General features: G+C 73.1%; 12 protein-coding genes and 1 pseudogene. 6 read left to right on the top strand and 7 right to left on the bottom strand.

All coding sequences use genetic code 11. The features are described 5' to 3' along the window. Positions 1-36: 36 nt before the first annotated feature. Positions 37-1,653 carry a methionine--tRNA ligase gene (gene metG, locus OG933_RS21815; protein WP_362535715.1) on the bottom strand — a complete coding sequence of 539 codons (1,617 nt, stop codon included), beginning with the start codon at positions 1,651-1,653 and terminating at the stop codon, positions 37-39. An 83-nt stretch (positions 1,654-1,736) separates the two neighbouring features. Next, positions 1,737-3,557 carry a VWA domain-containing protein gene (locus tag OG933_RS21810; RefSeq protein WP_405628541.1) on the bottom strand — a complete coding sequence of 607 codons (1,821 nt, stop codon included), beginning with the start codon at positions 3,555-3,557 and terminating at the stop codon, positions 1,737-1,739. A gap of 266 nt (positions 3,558-3,823) precedes the next feature. Between OG933_RS21810 and OG933_RS21805 the strand changes: the two genes are divergently transcribed. Continuing rightward, on the top strand, positions 3,824-5,941 hold the full coding sequence (locus OG933_RS21805) for a PhoX family protein (RefSeq protein WP_362535719.1): 2,118 nt from the start codon (positions 3,824-3,826) through the stop codon (positions 5,939-5,941). On the opposite strand, the gene OG933_RS21800 is transcribed toward OG933_RS21805, so the two are convergent. Further along, positions 5,938-6,969, bottom strand: coding sequence for an endonuclease/exonuclease/phosphatase family protein (locus OG933_RS21800; RefSeq protein ID WP_405628538.1), 1,032 nt, complete (start codon positions 6,967-6,969; stop codon positions 5,938-5,940). The two genes, OG933_RS21805 and OG933_RS21800, sit on opposite strands and share 4 nt — an antisense overlap. Positions 6,970-6,980: 11 nt before the next feature. Then, positions 6,981-7,763, bottom strand: coding sequence for an alpha/beta fold hydrolase (locus tag OG933_RS21795; RefSeq protein ID WP_405628536.1), 783 nt, complete (start codon positions 7,761-7,763; stop codon positions 6,981-6,983). An 81-nt stretch (positions 7,764-7,844) separates the two neighbouring features. On the opposite strand from OG933_RS21795, the gene OG933_RS21790 reads away from it, so the two are divergent. Next, complete coding sequence (locus OG933_RS21790; RefSeq protein ID WP_405628535.1) at positions 7,845-9,218, top strand: PLP-dependent aminotransferase family protein; 1,374 nt, start codon at positions 7,845-7,847, stop codon at positions 9,216-9,218. Here the strand turns inward: OG933_RS21790 and OG933_RS21785 are convergent. After that, the gene (locus OG933_RS21785) at positions 9,115-10,023 is read right to left on the bottom strand and encodes a hypothetical protein (protein ID WP_362535727.1); all 909 of its coding nucleotides are present in this window, start codon (positions 10,021-10,023) and stop codon (positions 9,115-9,117) included. The two genes, OG933_RS21790 and OG933_RS21785, sit on opposite strands and share 104 nt — an antisense overlap. A 143-nt stretch (positions 10,024-10,166) precedes the next feature. Between OG933_RS21785 and OG933_RS21780 the strand changes: the two genes are divergently transcribed. After that, the gene (locus OG933_RS21780) at positions 10,167-10,703 is read left to right on the top strand and encodes an SH3 domain-containing protein (RefSeq protein WP_405628532.1); all 537 of its coding nucleotides are present in this window, start codon (positions 10,167-10,169) and stop codon (positions 10,701-10,703) included. An 86-nt stretch (positions 10,704-10,789) separates the two neighbouring features. Here OG933_RS21780 and OG933_RS21775 read toward each other — a convergent pair whose 3' ends face one another. Further along, positions 10,790-11,236: a hypothetical protein gene (locus OG933_RS21775; RefSeq protein WP_082412815.1), complete on the bottom strand. Its 447-nt coding sequence runs from the start codon at positions 11,234-11,236 to the stop codon at positions 10,790-10,792. A 158-nt stretch (positions 11,237-11,394) separates the two neighbouring features. Between OG933_RS21775 and OG933_RS21770 the strand changes: the two are divergent. Both OG933_RS21770 and OG933_RS21765 read left to right on the top strand, forming a co-directional pair. Continuing rightward, positions 11,395-12,633 (top strand): annotated as a pseudogene (locus OG933_RS21770) (PP2C family protein-serine/threonine phosphatase); the annotation flags it as partial. A 498-nt stretch (positions 12,634-13,131) separates the two neighbouring features. After that, complete coding sequence (locus OG933_RS21765) at positions 13,132-14,739, top strand: hypothetical protein (RefSeq protein WP_405628530.1); 1,608 nt, start codon at positions 13,132-13,134, stop codon at positions 14,737-14,739. A gap of 67 nt (positions 14,740-14,806) precedes the next feature. Here OG933_RS21765 and OG933_RS21760 read toward each other — a convergent pair whose 3' ends face one another. Beyond that, complete coding sequence (locus OG933_RS21760; protein ID WP_405628529.1) at positions 14,807-14,977, bottom strand: hypothetical protein; 171 nt, start codon at positions 14,975-14,977, stop codon at positions 14,807-14,809. A gap of 131 nt (positions 14,978-15,108) precedes the next feature. On the opposite strand from OG933_RS21760, the gene OG933_RS21755 reads away from it, so the two are divergent. Beyond that, positions 15,109-16,452, top strand: coding sequence for a helix-turn-helix domain-containing protein (locus OG933_RS21755; protein WP_362535737.1), 1,344 nt, complete (start codon positions 15,109-15,111; stop codon positions 16,450-16,452). The last annotated feature ends 33 nt before the right edge of the window (positions 16,453-16,485 follow it).

Raw genomic sequence — 16,485 nt, 5'->3', positions numbered from 1 at the left:
GGTTCGTCCCGGACCCCGTGGTCGGTCGCCGACGCGCTACGCGGTCGGCTTCTCCTCCAGGCGCGGGAAGAGCACCGCTCCCTTGGTGACCGTCGTACCGGCCGGGAGCGTGCCCCAGGTGCCGGCCTCCTGAACCCGCTGGTCCGCGAGAGCACCCAGGACGGCCTCGGCGCCCAGCGAGTCCCAGAGCTTCTGGGAGGTGTCCGGCATGACCGGGTTCAGCAGGACGGCGATGGCGCGCAGGGACTCCGCGGCGGTGTAGAGGATGGTCGCCAGACGGGCCCGGCCCTCGGCCGAGTCGTCCTTCGCGACCTTCCACGGCTCCTGCTCCGTGATGTAGCCGTTGACCTGCTTGACGAAGTCGAACACGGCCAGGATGCCGCCCTGGAAGTCCAGCTCCTCGCCGATCTTCCGGTCGGCCACCGCGACCGCGGTCGCCAGGCCGTCGTGCAGCGCCTTCTCGGCCTCGCCGTCGGCCGTGGCCTCGGGCAGGACGCCGTCGAAGTACTTGCCGACCATCGCGGCGACGCGGGAGGCGAGGTTGCCGTAGTCGTTCGCCAGCTCGCTCGTGTAGCGGGCGGAGAAGTCCTCCCACGAGAACGAGCCGTCCTGGCCGAAGGCGATGGCGCGCAGGAAGTACCAGCGGTACGCGTCCACGCCGAAGTGCGAGGTCAGGTCCTGCGGCTTGATGCCCGTCAGGTTCGACTTCGACATCTTTTCGCCGCCGACCATCAGCCAGCCGTTCGCGGCGATCTTCCCGGGCAGCGGGAGGCCCTGCGCCATCAGCATCGCGGGCCAGATCACCGCGTGGAAGCGCAGGATGTCCTTGCCGACCAGGTGGACGTCGGCCGGGAAGGTCTCTTCGAACTTCTGCTGGTTCTCGTTGTAGCCGACCGCCGTGGCGTAGTTCAGCAGCGCGTCGACCCACACGTAGATCACGTGCTTCTGGTCCCACGGGATCGGGATGCCCCAGTCGAAGGTGGAGCGCGAGATGGAGAGGTCCTGAAGGCCCTGCCGGACGAAGTTCACGACCTCGTTGCGCGCGGACTCGGGCTGGATGAAGCCCGGGTTCGCCTCGTAGAGGGCGAGGAGCTTGTCGCCGTACTCGCTCAGCTTGAAGAAGTAGTTCTCCTCGCTGAGGATCTCCACGGGCTTCTTGTGGATCGGGCACAGCTTCTGACCTGCGAAGTCGCCCTCGCCGTCGAGCAGCTCGCCCGGGAGCTTGTACTCCTCGCAGCCGACGCAGTACGGGCCCTCGTAGCCGCCCTTGTAGATCTCGCCCTTGTCGTACAGGTCCTGCACGAACTCCTGGACGCGGTCGGTGTGCCGCTGCTGCGTGGTGCGGATGAAGTCGTCGTTCGCGATCTCCAGGTGCTCCCAGAGGGGGCGCCAGGCCTCGTCGACGAGCTTGTCGGCCCACTGCTGCGGGCTGACGCCGTTCGCCTCCGCGGTGCGCATGATCTTCTGACCGTGCTCGTCCGTGCCGGTGAGGTACCACACCTTCTCGCCACGCTGGCGGTGCCAGCGGGTGAGCACGTCGCCTGCGACGGTCGTATAGGCGTGGCCCAGGTGAGGAGCGTCGTTGACGTAGTAAATGGGGGTGGAGACGTAGAACGCCTTGCCACCCTGCTTCTCGGTTCCAGTGGCCGCCATGCCCGAAATCCTACTGGGCCCGCGAAGATCCACTCACATGCGTTTCGGGGGGTGGACGTGATTCTCCACCCCCCGAAGGGGGCCTACGGGCGCCAGGTGGCCAGTACGCCTTCGTAGAGCTCGGCGTCCGTCAGCTCGCGCGGGGTCGGGCCCGCGTGGAAGAAGGACGTGTTGGGGGTCTTCAGCTTGCGGAGGTAGTCGAAGGCCTTGTTGTCGGGCTCGCCGAAGGCGACGAAGGAGAAGAAGACGGCGGGGTGGTTCTTCGCCGCGTCCGTGAGGGACTGGGTGGCCGGGGTCTTCGCGTCCGGGGCGCCGTCCGTCTGGAAGACGACCAGGGCGGGGGTGTCCGCGGCTTCCTTCTCGTGGTGGGTGAGGACCGCTTCGACCGCCGCGTGGTAGCTGGTACGGCCCATGCGGCCGAGGCCGGCGTGCAGCTCGTCGATCTTGTTCTCGTGGTCCGTGAGGGTCAGCTCGCCGGTGCCGTCCAGTTCCGTGGAGAAGAAGACGACGTGGACCTTGGCCTCGGGGTCCAGGTGGGCGGCGAGGGCGAGGGTCTGCTCGGCGAGGGCCTGGGCGGAGCCGTCCTTGTAGTACGGGCGCATGCTCGCGGAGCGGTCCAGCACGAGGTAGAGCTTCGCTCGGGTGGCGGTGAGGTGGGTTGCCTCCAGGGCGGTGGCCGCTGCGGCGTACGCGGTGGCGAGGCCGGCGGGGAGGGTGGGGGCGGGGTGAGTGTCGGCCGGGGCCGCCTCGACCTCGTCCTCGGCTTCGCCTTCGGCCGAGTCGTCCCCACCCGCACCACCCGTGCGGCTTTCGTCGTCGGCCGCGAGTGGCCCCTGCGGGGTGTCCTCGCCGTCGGCGGCCGCGGGCTCGTCGGCCTCGGCCTCGGCCGCAGCCGTGGCGAGCGCGGGCTCGTCGGTGACGGTGGCAGGCTCGGGCTCGGGCTCGGGTGTGACCTCGGGCTCGGGCTCGGCCTTGACCTCGTCCTCGGCTTCGCCTTCGGCCGAGTCGTCCCCACCCGCACCACCCGTGCGGCTTTCGTCGTCGGCCGCGAGTGGCCCCTGTGCGGCGTCCTCGCCGTCGGCGGCCGCGGACTCGTCGGCCTCGGCCGCAGCCGCGGCGAGCGCGGGCTCCTCCGCCACGGGCGCGGTCTCCGGCTGCTCGGCCGCAGGCTCCGCGTCGGCGTCGGTGCCCGCCGCGGGGTCCTCGGCTGCCGGCTCCGCCTCCGCGGCCGCTTCGATCGTCGGCGTGGGCTCCTCGACGACCGCCTCGGCCGTCGGCTCGTCCACCTCGGCCTCGGCCTTCGCTTCGGCCTGCGGCTCGTCGGCCTCGGCCTTCGCCTCAGCTTCCGCCGGCGCCTCAGCCTCAGCTTCCGCCGGCGCCTCAGCCTCAGCTTCCGCCGGCGCCTCAGCCTCAGCTTCCGCCGGCGCCTCAGCCTCAGCCTCGACCGCCGCCTCAGCCGGCGCCTCAGCCGGCGCCTCAGCCTCAGCCTCCACCGTCGGCTCAGCCTCAGCCTCAGCCTCAGCCTCCGCCGGCGCCGGCGCCTCAGGCGTCTCCGCCGCCGTTGCGGGCAGGTCCTCCGTCGACTGGGTCGGCTTGGGGACCGATACGTTGTCGAAGGCTGCCGAGACGAGGTCGTGTTCGTCCTGGGATGCCGGGCGGGGTTCCGGGACCTGGGCCGTGGGGGTGGCCCTCGGGGTGGGTTCGGGGGAGGGGGAAGGGACCGTCGGTTCGGGCGCCGGAGTCGGCGCGGCTGCCGACGTGGGGGCAGCCCCGGTCGACTCCTGGTCCCGCTCCTCGGAGGCGGTCTGTTCCTGCGAAGGAACCTGTTCCGCACCCTCTGCCTCGGCGGCCCGCTCTTTGCGTGACCGTCCGAACGCGTTCCGCAGGAGAGTGAGAATGCCCATGTGCGCAACCCTTCGCGTGAGTTGAAGCCCGTCAATCCCTGGCCAGGACGGACACGTAAGGTTAACGGCCCCGGATGGTGATCTTGGGCAGGGGTGAGTGTAAGGAATCCAGGTGTGTCAATACCGCCTCGGCACCCCCTCCGCGCAAGTCCAACACCCTTGTGGCTGCCGGGGCTTCACTTTCCGTTCATCCCACAGCAGCGCCTCCGCACATACGTGCCCCTAACGTCACGAGCACACCAAGGGCATGCAAGGGGAGATTAAAGGTGCGCAAGCTTCTGCCGCTGATCGGAACGCCGTCCCAGTCCCATCCCGGCGGACGCTCCGCCATGACCTGCCGCTTCCGGTGTGGTGACGCCTGCTTCCACGAGGTGCCCAACACCAGCGACAACGAGTACGTCGGTGAGGTCATCGCGGGGGCGATCGGCCGCCGCGCGATGGTGCGAGCCGCCGCGGTCGTCACCGTGGCGGCCGCCGCCGGGACCGCGGGGATGGCCGGTGCGCTGCCCGCGGCGGCCGCCTCTGCCGATACGTCCGGAAAGTCCTCCGGGAATTCCGGGCAATCTTCCGGGAATTCCGTGAGTTCCGGGAAACCGTCCGCCAAAAGCGCTCGTGGGCTGCGGTACAGCTCTGTCGCTCCGAATACCGTCGACGCCGTCACCGTTCCGGACGGATACGGGCAGAATGTCGTCATCCGCTGGGGTGAGCCCATCCTGCGGGGCGCTCCCGCCTTCGACCCGGAGAAGCAGACCGCAGCCGCCCAGGCCGGACAGTTCGGCTACAACAATGACTTCCTGGCGCTGCTGCCCATTCCGGGCGAATGCGACCGGCAGCTGCTCGTCGCCAATCACGAGTACACCGACGAAGTGCTCATGTTCCGTGGCTACGACGCCGCCAACCCCACCCGGCAGCAGGTCGAGATCGCCTGGGCGGCGCACGGTCTCGGCGTGGTCGTCGTGCAGGAGGACCGCAGGACCGGCAAGCTGACCGCCGTGCCCCGCCACCACCTCAACCGGCGGGTCACCGCCACCACCGAGTTCCGGCTCACCGGGCCCGCCGCCGGCTCCGACCTGCTGAAGACCTCCGCCGACCCGACCGGCACGAAGGTGCTCGGCACGCTCAACAACTGCTCCGGCGGCACCACGCCGTGGGGCACCACGCTGCACGGCGAGGAGAACTTCAACCAGTACTTCGCCAACAGCGGCCGGGCCACGGACAAGCGGTACGGGATCGGTACCGGCGCGACCGAGCGCAAGTGGGAGCGGTTCGACAAGCGGTTCGACGTCGCCCAGGAGCCGAACGAGGTGCACCGCTTCGGATACGTCGTCGAGCTCGACCCGTACGACCCGGCCTCCACGCCCCGCAAGCACACCGCCCTCGGCCGGTTCAAGCACGAGGCCGCGACCGTGCGGCTGACCGAGGACGGGCGGCCGGTCGTCTACTCCGGTGACGACGAGCGGTTCGACTACTTCTACAAGTTCGTCGGCAGCAAGCGGATGAAGAAGGGGTCGAGCCGGGCCGTCCGCGAGCACAACCTGTCGCTGCTCGACGAGGGCACGCTCTACGTCGCCAGGCTCACCGGCGACTCCCCCACGATCGAGATCGACGGCACCGGCAAGCTGCCCGCCGACGGCGAGTTCGACGGGAGCGGCGAGTGGATCCCGATCGCCACCGCCACCGCCAAGGGTGCCGTCTCGCACGTCGAGGGGATGAGTGCCGAGGAGGTGTTCGTCTTCACCCGGCTCGCCGGGGACAAGGTCGGCGCGACGAAGATGGACCGGCCCGAGGACATCCAGCCCTCACCCGTCACCGGCAAGGTGTACGTGGCCCTCACCAACAACACCAACCGCGGTGTCGGCGCGAACGCCAAGGCCGACGAGGCCAACCCGCGCAATGCCAACAAGCACGGGCACATCCTGGAGCTGACCGAGCGCCGAGGTCGTGCCGAGAGCACCGCGTTCGCGTGGTCGCTGTTCCTCGTCGCCGGTGACCCCGACGACCCGGCGACCTACTTCGCGGGCTTCCCGAAGGACGACGTCAGCCCGATCTCCTGCCCGGACAACGTGGCCTTCGACCCGCACGGCAACCTGTGGATCTCCACCGACGGCAGCCAGCTCGGCTCGCACGACGGGCTGTTCGGCGTCGCGACGCGCGGCTCGCGGCGCGGCGAGCTGAAGCAGTTCCTGACGGTGCCGAAGGGTGCGGAGACCTGCGGCCCGATCGTCCAGGACCGGCGGGTGCTCGTCGCCGTGCAGCACCCGGGCGAGATCGACGGCGCCACGGTCGAGAAGCCGGCGAGCACCTGGCCGGACGGCCCCGGGAAGATCGTCCGCCCGGCGGTCGTGGCCGTGTGGCGCAAGGACGGCGAGGACATCGGGGTCTAGGCGCCGGATTCGCCCGGCGCTGACCGCCCGCGGCCACGGTCCTCCCCGCCCGGCCGCCGGCCCGCCCTCGGCTGTCGGCCCCGGTGGAGGGTGAGGTCGACGACCAGGGCGCGGTGGTCGGTGCCGGCGAGGTGGAGGAAGCGGGCCCCGGCCGCCGAGAAGTCCCGCGAGACGAGCACATGGTCGATCTGCGTGCCGAAGGCGGGCGCGGTGCGGCTGGGCCAGCTCGGCTCGCGGTCCTCGCCGGCGAGCCGGGCCGCGTCGCGCAGGCCGGTGCCGAGGACGCGGCGGAAGGCGGCGTGGTCCTGGGAGGCGTTGAAGTCCCCGGCGAGGACGAGCGGGGCGTTCCCGTGGCGGGCGGCGAAGTCCCGCAGGCGCCCCAGCTCCCGTTTCCACAGGGACACCTGGCGGGGCAGCGGGGGTTTGGGGTGCGCGAGCTGGAGCCGTACGGCATGTCCGCCGATGTCGGCCACCGCCCCCGGCATGCCCATGCTGCCGGGCACGCCCGCGGTGGCCGTCAGCGGGAACCGGCTGAGGACGACGGACCCGGCGGAGCCGTCGCCCTCGACGGCCTGCCGGTGCGGATAGGCGGCCCCGAGCTCCTTCGCCACCGCCGCCCGACAGGTGTACTCGCACTCCTGGACGAACACGATGTCCGGCCGCTCGCGCCGGACGACCGGGATCAGGGCGTCGGTCGCCCACCCGAACTCCACGTTCGACGTCAGCACCCGCAGCCGCGCGAGCACCGGGCCGTCCGGCTGCTCCCCCGTCCCGTACGGCTCGACGAACCAGGCGAGCAGCCCGAGCACGACCGCTCCCCAGATCACCCCGGCCGGCCGGCGGGCCAGCAGCGAGAGAGCGACGGCGGCCCCGGCGGGCACGGTCAGCCACGGCAGGAAGGCGAGCAGTTGCGGTACGGGGGTCACGGCATCGGTGTCGGCGATCCGGCATCCGACGACCACGCTCACCCCGGCCAGCAGCAGCCCGGCGCACCAGGCGCCGAGGAGCCGTCCTCGCGTCGACCTCATCCCGCCGAAGGCTACGCCCCGGTCTTCGCCAGGAACTCCGTCAACACCCTGTTGAACTCGCCCGCCCGCTCCAGGTTCGGCAGGTGGGCCGCGCCTTCGACGATCCGCAGTTCGGAGTGCGGGAGCACCGCGTGCATCGCCTCCGCGTCCGAGACCGGGGTGTACGCGTCGTCCTCGCCGACCACGACCAGGGCGGGGACGGAGACGCGGGCCAACAGGGGCCGGTAGTCGGGGCGTTCGGCGCGGCCCCGCAGTGCGGCGGCGGCGCCCTCGGGAGGCGCCGACGTCATCATGCGGTGGACGTGGGCCTTCACCTCGGGGGCCGCGTAGGGGGCGACCATCTTCTCCAGGACCTCGTCGGCGTAGCCCCGCATGCCCTCCGCGAGCAGCCGGTCGGCCATCTCGTTGCGCGCCAGTCTGCCGCCGGGGGTCTCCGGGGCCGGGAAGGTGTCGGCGAGGACCAGGCCCCGGACGCGGTCGGGGAACTGCCGGTAGATGTCCATCGCGATCTGGCCGCCCATCGACAGCCCGGCCAGCACGAACGTCTCCACCTTCAGTTCGTCCAGGAGCGCCGCGATGTCCTGGGTGAAGTCGGACAGCAGCGTGATGCCGGGGACCACCGGGGACGCGCCGTAACCGCGCAGGTCGGGGGCGATCACCCGGCGGGTGGTGGAGAACGCCTCGATCTGCGGGGCCCACATGGTGCGGTCGAAGGGGTGGCCGTGGACGAGGACGAGGGGGAGCGCCGGGGGCGTATCCGTGCCTTTGTCCTCGTATGCGAGGAAGGGTGCCATGGGAGCGACAGTAGGGCGGGCCGTCTTCTCGGTGCAATAAGATCTTTGCTCTCGGTGCAATCTCTGGCTCCAGGAGTGCCCATGGCCGACTTCCGGCTCATCGCCGACCGCATCGCCGAGGACATCGTCACCGGACGGCTCGGCCCCGGCCAACAGCTGCCCCCGCAACGGTGGTTCGCCCGGCGGCACCGCATCGCGCCCTCCACGGCCGGACGGGTCTACGGCGAACTCGTGCGGCGTGGCCTGGTGGTGGGAGAGGTGGGGCGAGGGACCTTCGTGCGGGCCGCACCGGCCGTCGCGCAGGGGCGGGCGCTCATCGAGACGGCCACCTCCGCGCCCGTCAACCTCGAGCTCAACTACCCCTCGGCCGCAGGGCAGTCGGAGCTCGTCGCGGCCTCCCTCGCGCCGCTGCTGCGGGCCGACGTGCTGACGGAGGCCATGCGTCCGGGCGCCGCCGACGGGACCGCGGCCGCCCGCGAGAGCGCCGCCCGGCTGCTCGCCGTGCCCGGCTGGCGGCCGGACCCCGCCCAGCTGCTGTTCACCGGCAACGCCCGGCAGGCCATCGCCGCCGCCCTCGCCTCCCTGGTCCGGCCGGGCGGCCGGGTCGGCGTGGAGGAGCTGACGTATCCGCTGGTCAAGGAGATCGCCGGACGGCTGGGGGTGGTTCTCGTCCCGCTCGCGGGTGATACGGAAGGAGTACGGCCGGACGCCCTCGCCGCCGTCCACCGGGCCGCTCCGCTCTCCGCCCTCTACCTTCAGCCGACGCTCCACAACCCGACGTCCTCGACCATGAGCGAGCGGAGGCGGCGCGAACTGGGCGACCTCGTCGTCGCGTTGGGGCTGCCGGTCGTCGAGGACCGCATCTGGTCCTTTCTCCGCCCGGACGCCGCCGCGTTCGCCGCGCACGCCCCGGGGCTGACCCATGTCGTCGACGGGCTCTCCAAGCGGGTCGCGCCGGGGCTGACCGTCGGTTTTCTCGTCGTACCGGAGGGCCGGGCGGAGGCCGTGGGGGCGGCGGTGCGGTCCGGCGGGTGGAGCGCGGGGCGGTTCGCGCTGGAGGCGGCCGTGCGGTGGACGGCGGACGGGGTGGTGCGCCGGCTCGTCGAGGAGAAGCGGGCGGACGCAGCCCGGCGCCAGGCGATCCTCACCGAGCACCTGACCGCACACCTCGGCGAGCGCTTGCGGGGCGCGGTGGGCACGGTACGGACCGATCCGCGCGCCTACTTCGCCTGGTGGGAGCTGCCCGCGCCCTGGCGGGCCGACACCTTCACCGCCGCAGCCGCCGCGCACGGCATCGCCGTGACCCCGGGGACCGCCTTCGCCGTCGACCCGCACCGCACCCCGGACGCGGTCAGGCTCGGACTCGCGTCGGCTCCGGAGGAGGAGTTGGCACGGGCGCTGCGCACACTCGCCGCCGTCGCAGCAGGCGGACCGCCGGGGAGTGCCGGCGGATGAGCCAGGTCGCCGCCGCCACCGTCAGGCCCAGCGCGAGCAGCAGCCAGGAGGCCGTCCGCAGGGTCGCGGTGAGGGCGTCGTACACCGCGCCCGCGGCCGGGCGGTGGGCCTCGTCGGGGAGGTCGGAGAGGGTCAGGCGGCGGGCGATCGCGACGGCGAGACCCAGCAACGCGCCGCCCAGGGCGGTGCCGAGGGCCGTCGCCGTGACCGCCCGGCGGCGGGAGACCGCCAGGGAGATCCCGGCCATCGCGAACACGACGGCTGCCAGGGGCAGCCAGAATCCGGCTACGTCGAGCACGTGGTAGCCCTTCCGGAGAGCGGCCAGTCCAGCTGGCGGGAGGAGTGCGACCCGGGTGTGCTCCACCGGCACGCGGTCGGCGAACGGCACGTGGTCGGCGGTCAGTTGACGCTTCAGCGGTGAGGTGACGGCCGCGAGGTCCACGGTCACCGGGTGGGAGTCGCGGTCGGCGCTCTCGTCGTTCAGCGCTCTCATCACGGCCGTGTGGGCCGCCTCGTTGCCCGCGTCCCAGGCCGTGCGGTAGGCGCGGGTCGCGGTGAAGGAGCGGACCGCGTCCCGCAGGAAGAGCGGGTTCAGCCCGGCCTCGCGTGCCACTCCGTCACCCACCGTGTCCGCGACGGCGTTCCGTACGGCGGGGTCGGAGGCGAGCGGCGCCATCGTGGCGACATAGCCGCGGGTGTCGGTGAGGCCGTACGCCGCCCAGGCCGCGAGCGCACTGATCGGCACGAGCAGGCAGGACAGCGCGACGAGGACGGCCGAGAGGGCGGTCCGCAGGCTTGGGGACACCCCTCCAGGCAACGGCGTCCGGGCGGGGAACGCGAGCCCATGGCGGCCGTCCGGGTGGCGCCCCGCGCAGGCCTCGCGACGCGCTCCGGTGGAGGGTTCACCCGAACGGGTGTTTCCTGGTTCTGGGGAGAAGGAGGTCGATCATGCGCACCACTTTGGCCCTGCGGACTCTGGCCGCGGCCCTGCTCACCGGCGGCACCCTCGCCGGAGCGACCCTCGGAACCACGGCGGCGGCAGCCCCTTCGACCAGCGGCGGCGACGGGAACGGCTCGATCAGGGGCACCGTCGTCTCACGCTCCGAGCTGAGTGTGCGACAGGACCCCACCACCCGCTCGCCCGTCGTCGCGACGCTCGCGTCCGGCAGTCACGACCGTGTGCAGTGCAGGGTCAAGGGGCAGAGCGTCAACGGCAACCCGGACTGGTACTGGCTCTTCGGCGCCCAGGGCTGGGCGAGCGCCGCCTTCGTGGACACCGGCGGCGCGCGGGTGCCCGACTGCGCCGATCCGTGCCCGCGGTGGAAGAACGGCGACTGGACCAACTGGGACGACCCGTTCACCAACGTCTCGGTCAGCGTCTCGGCCTCCGTGACGTTCAGCTTCTCCGGCTCCTGGAGCGTCAGCACCACCGGAGCATCAGGAACCTCGTCGGGTGACTGGGAGTGGGTCCCGGTCGGCCGGTGAGTGGAGGGATGAGGGAAGGCACGGGCCCCGGCGTCACCACGCCGGGGCCCGTGTGCGTCCTTGCGCGGACGCCTGCGGTGGGCGGATCAGCGGATACGTTTACCCGCCGCGTCCTCCTGTGTGTAGAAGCGGTAGAACAGCGTCAGGAAGACGCCCGCCGAGATGGCCAGGGACATCCCCACGGAACGCAGGACGGTCGCGCCGGTCTGGCTGTAGAGGAAGCCGAAGGCGCAGCCGGCGAACGCCGTCCACAGCAGGGCGTGCAGCTCGCGCCGCATGTGTGGGGCCAGGGCGTGGATGCCCGTCCACAGGGCCGCGAACACGATCGCGCTCACGAAGCCGAGCAGCAGGTTCCAGCCGGTGATGGGGCCTCCGGAGCGGTTGTTGGCCGCGACCCAGTAGCCGTAGACGAGCCCCAGTGCCACGGGTGTCGTCCACTCCGCGGCCCGGTGGGCCCGTTCGCTGAAGACATCGGGCGTACGGGACCGTGCGGACGGTGTCCGTGTGCCTGACGCGGGTGCCGCATGAGCCATGAGAGGACTCCTCTCTCCTCGCCCCCCGCCTTCCAGGGCACACCTGGCCGGGGGCGGTGGCAAGTCGGCTGCACCGGGTTCCCTCACCGGGTTCCCTCACCGGGTTCGTCCGCCGGTTCCCGGATGCGGGCGCCGCGCCCCCGTGTTTCGCTGACCTCATGGAGTCCGGCGGTCACGGCCTGCTCGACCGCTTTCCGCGGGCCCGGCGCCGGGACGTCCTTCAGCGGCACCAGCTGCTCCAGATCGGCGGCCGCAGCGTCACCTGGCTCGTGCCGCTGGTGATGCTCGTCGCCATCACCTACGCCGACTTCCACACCACCGGCGAGTTCCGCATCGTCTCCTGGTGCGTCTTCGTCGCCGCCATCGCCGCCGCGCTCTGCGGGGTGTGGACGACGGCGCTCTTCGCGGTGCTCGCCCTGATCACCTACGCCACCAGCGACGCCGCCTGGCCGTCCGAGTACCGGGAGGGCGCGGCGGACTTCGTGCTGGTGCTGGTCGGCGGTGTGCTGTCCGTGCTGGCCGCGTCGGTCCGGGTGCGCGCCGAGCGGCGGATGCTGCACATGATGAACATCGCCGAGACGACCCGCCGTACGGTGCTGCGTCCGCTGCCGCCGCGCTGGGGCGGCCTCGACCACGCGGCGGTCTATCTGGCCGCCGACGCCGAGGCCCGGGTGGGCGGCGACTTCTACGACATCCAGCCAGGTCCGCACGGCACCCGGGTCCTCCTCGGTGACGTCCAGGGCAAGGGGCTGGGCGCGGTGGAGGCGGCGGCCGCGCTGCTGGGCACCTTCCGCGAGGCCGCGTACCACGAGGCGGATCTGGCGACCGTGGCCGGCCGGCTGGAGACCCGGATGCGACGGCACCGTGCGCACACCGCGGCCCTCGGCTGGGCGGACGGCGACCGGTTCGCCACGGCCGTGCTGATCGGCTTCCCGGGGCGGGGGACCGGCGTGGAGGGGGAGACCGGGGGGACCGGGGAGACCGGGGTGGAGGGGGAGAACGGGGTGGTCGTGGGGGAGCCGGGCGTGGTCGAGATCGTCGGCTTCGGGCACGAGCCGACGCTCGCGGTCGGCGGGCCGCAGGGCGTACGGGCCCTGCCGAACGGGGACGGGCTCCCGCTCGGCCTCGGCGAGCTCGTCGCGCAGGACGACGGGCCCCCGCCGGTGCTGCGGGTGGCCGTGGCCCCCGGCGAGACGCTCCTGCTGGTCACCGACGGGGTGACCGAGGCGCGGGACGGCGCCGGTGAGTTCTATCCGCTGGCCGAGGAGGTCGCGGCCGGCCTGGCCCGCGATCCGCGGACCGCCGAACCGGGCCGGCTGGTGGCCTTCGTACGGGACGGCACGCTGCGGCACTGCCGAGGCCGTCTCGCCGACGACACGACGGTTTTCGCGGTGCGGCCGGCGACGCCTGTGCGGCCGGGGGCGCCTGTGTGGCCGGGGGCGACAGGTGCGCCAGGGGCACCAGGGGCACCAGGGGCACCGGGGGCACCGGGGGCACCGGGGGTGACGGGGGCGACGGGTGCGCCAGGGGCACCAGGGGCATCGGGGGCGACGGGGGCGACGGGGGCGCTGGGGGCGCTGGGGGCGTCAGGAGCGTCAGGAGCGTCAGGGGCACCGGGGGCGTCAGGGGCACCGGGGGCGACGGGAGCGTTAGGGGCGACAGGGGCGACGGGGGCGACAGGGGCGCCGGGGTAGCCGGGGCAGCCGGGGCAGCCTGTGCCACCGGGTTGGCTGGGGCGCCTGTGCCGCCGGGGCAGCCGGGGCCGCCCTGTGCCGCCGGCCGACGAAGGCCCCGTAGGGGGACGTTTGCAGGGCTGAGGGTCCCCTTTGCACCCGCAGCGGTTACGGTGCTGAGGTACGTGATCGACAGGGGAGGGGACCATGCGGGAGGGGACCATGCCCGGAACCGTGCTGCTGCTCGCGGCCTCGCCCATGGGCAAGGGATGTCTGGTGGACGCGGCCTCCGTGCTCCCCGTCCTCGCGGCCGTGCCACCTCCCGTGCTGGCCGGCACCGACACCGCGAACGTCGTCGAACTCGCCGATCCGCTGGATCCACAGGCCGTTCTCACCCGGCTGCGGGCCGCCGCGGTGGCCCCCGGGCCGCTCACCCTGTTCGTCGCGGGTCAGCTCCAGCTCGACCGGCGGCAACGGCTGCCCCACCTGGCGCTCGCCCGTACGACGCCCCCGACGGTGCGGTACACGGCGTTCCCGTGGCACTGGTTCCGGGAGGAGCTGCGGCTGCGGGCGCCCGGCTCCACGACGCTGGTGCTCGATCTGCGCGCGGACCCGGAGACCTGGGACTGGCTGCGGGGGAACACCCTGGACTGCGGGCCCGCGGCCGCCGTCTACGGGCGGATCGCGCCGCCGCCGGGCCGCCGGGCCGTCGCCGCGCCCTCGTACATGAGAGCGGTCGCGACGATACTGCGCAGCGGAGGCCGTCCGGCGGTCGAGCGGTTGCACCAGGCGGCGCTGGCCCGCATCGCGGGAGACGGCGAGGTGGGCGACCTGGTACTCACCCCCTGGTCCACCCCCACCACCTCCCACGCGCCTGCCGCCGCGCATGCGCCCCTGGCGTCGCTTGCACCGCCGATTCCGGGCGTGCCTGCCGCGTTCGCCGAACCTGGCGCCTCGCGTGCACCTCTGGAGCCGGCGGACCCGACGGCTCCCGGCGCGCTTGCCGCGTCCGGCGCACCTGGCGCCTCGCGTGCACCTCTGGCGTCGCTTGCACCGGTGGCTCCGGGCGTGCCTGCCGCGTTCGCCGAACCTGGCGCCTCGCGTGCACCTCTGGCGTCGCTTGCACCGCCGACTCCGGGCGTGCCTGCCGCGTTCGCTGAACCTGGCGCCTCGCGTGCACCCCTCGCGTCGCTCGCACCCGCCGCTTCCGGAGTACCTGCCGTGTCAGGCGCCTCCGTAGCCTCGGGCGCACCTCTTGCCTCGGGCGTACCCGACGCTCCCGGCGTGTCCGCCGCCCCGGGCGAACCTCTCGCCTCGGCCACACCTGCCACTTCTGCCGCCCCCGCCGCCCCCGGCGTGCCCGGCGTGCCCGGCGTATCCGCCGCCCCCGCCGCCCCCGGCATCCCTGCCGACCCGCACGTCGCCATCTCCACCGCCGTGCGGGACGGGCGGCACGGTGATGCCGATGTTCTTGCCGCTCGGCTGGAGCAGGCGGCCGCCGTCTCGTGGGGGGTCGGGTCCGAGGAGGCGTTGCACTGGGGTGAGGTGCGGGCGGATCTGGCGATGTTCGCGGGGGACGCCGAGCGCAGTTGCCGTACCTGGATGGCGGTCGCCGTCGCCCGGCTGGAGGCCGGGCAGCCGGTCGACGCGCCCGCCGTGGAGGCGGCGGTCGACCGGGCGCACCACCAGTGGGGGCGGATCCCCGACGTGCCGCGGGCCCGCGCGCTGGGCCCCGGGATCGCGCAGCTGCGCGGCCGGGTACCGGGCCGTCGCGAGGGCGCGCTGGACCACGTCCGGCAGCAGTTGCGGCAGCTTCAGACGCAGGGCTGAACCGTCCCGGCGACGAAGCGGCCGCCGACGGACGGGCGGGGGAGTCCGAGGCGCCCGGCGGCGGCCCCTAGCGGCGCTCCGCCGTCTCGTGCCGGGACGCCGGGGAGACGAGACCGGCGTCCGTCGCTCTGGCGGGGCCCGCGTTGGCCGCGGTGATCAGGGCCGTCACGGTCAGGACGGCCGCGGCGACGGCCCTGACATAGGGCGCGAAAGGGCGTGCGGATGGGCGTCCGGGCACGGCTACCTCGCAACGTCGGCGACTGCGATACTCACGTCAGCAAGCTGTTAAGCATGCTTAACTCGCCGTTTAACCTAGAGGCTGAGATAGTCCAACGGCAAGAGGCACAGGGGTAGTTGGGGGAGCCGGGCGTGGGAGAGCGGGACGAACCGGAGGTCGTCGGTCGCCGGGTGCAGCGATTGCGGGTCGAACGAGGGCTGACACAGCGGCAGTTGGCCGAGCCGACGTACACCCCCGCCTATGTCTCCACGCTGGAGGCCGGCCGGGTGCGGCCCTCCGACGAGGCGCTCAAGCACATCGCCGAGCGGCTCGGCGTCGACTTCGAGGAACTGGCGACCGGCCGCCCCGCCCGCCTCGTCACCGATCTGCGGCTCCGTCTCACCGAGGCCCAGCGGGCGCTGGCCACCGGGGCGGCGGAGGAGGCGGCCCTGCAGTACTCCGGGCTGCTCGCGGAGGCCGAGGAGCACGGGCTGGCGGAGGAGCAGGCCACCGCGCTGCTCGGCCTCGGGGAGTGCGGGATCGACACGGGAGACCTGGACACGGCGCTGCGCTGCTTCGAGCGCGCCGAGGCCGCTCTCGCGCACGCGCCGCTCCCCGCCCGCGTCCCCGCCCTGCGCGGCCGCGCCGTCGCCCACTACCTCGCCGGTGAACTCCGCTACGCCGTCTACCTGCTGGAATCCACCCTCGACGAGCTCAACCGGGGCGGGCTGCACGACCCCGACGCGCTGCTCCTGCTCTACGCGTCCGTCATCGGCCCGTACATGGACATGGGCGCGCAGGCCCGCGCCGCGCAGGCCGCCGAGTTCGCCCTCGCCCTCGCGCCCCAGGTCGGCGACCCCGCGCTGGTCGCCCGGATGCACCGGTCCGTCGCCCGCACCCTGCTCGCCGAGGGCCGCCTCGCGGAGGCCGACGCCTCGCTGGCCAAGGCGTCCGAGCTCTACCGTCAGCTCCAGCTCCGTACCGAGCTGGCCAACTGTCACTGGATGCGCGGCTACGTCTACGCGCAGAACGGCGAACTGGAGCGCGCCGAGGACGAGTTGAAGCAGGCCCAGACCATGCTCTCCGCGCAGCGCGCCGCCCTCTACAGCAGCCAGGTCGCCGTCGAGCTGGCCGACGTCCTGCACCGGCGGGGCAAGTCGGAGGAGGCCGCCGCGCTGCTGCACACCGTCCTCGGGGATCTGTCGCCCGAGCGGGGCGCCGTGCACTCCGCGGGGGCGCACCGGCTGCTCGGGATCATCGCCGAGGACGCGCGGGACACGGAGGCGGCGGAGGAGCACTATGTGCGCGCTCTCAGCCTGCTGGAGCGGGCGGGGGCCGCGGGGGATCTCGCCGATCTGTGCCGGATGCTGGGGGATCTGCTGCGGCGTACGGGGCGGGTGGAGGCGGCGCTCGACGCGTATCGCACGGGGCTGGGGCACCGTACGGCGCCGGGGACGACGACCCTGGGGCCGGCTCCCGCGCAGCCGCCGCTGTAGTCACAGCATTCTCTTGGGAAAGTGGCCGGTCGG

Origin of the sequence: Streptomyces sp. NBC_00016 (genome assembly GCF_045040885.1) — a bacterium.
In the GTDB taxonomy this organism is placed as follows: domain Bacteria; phylum Actinomycetota; class Actinomycetes; order Streptomycetales; family Streptomycetaceae; genus Streptomyces; species Streptomyces coriariae.
Note: the sequence above shows the minus strand (reverse complement) of the source record. Positions and strands in the feature narration are given on the sequence as shown.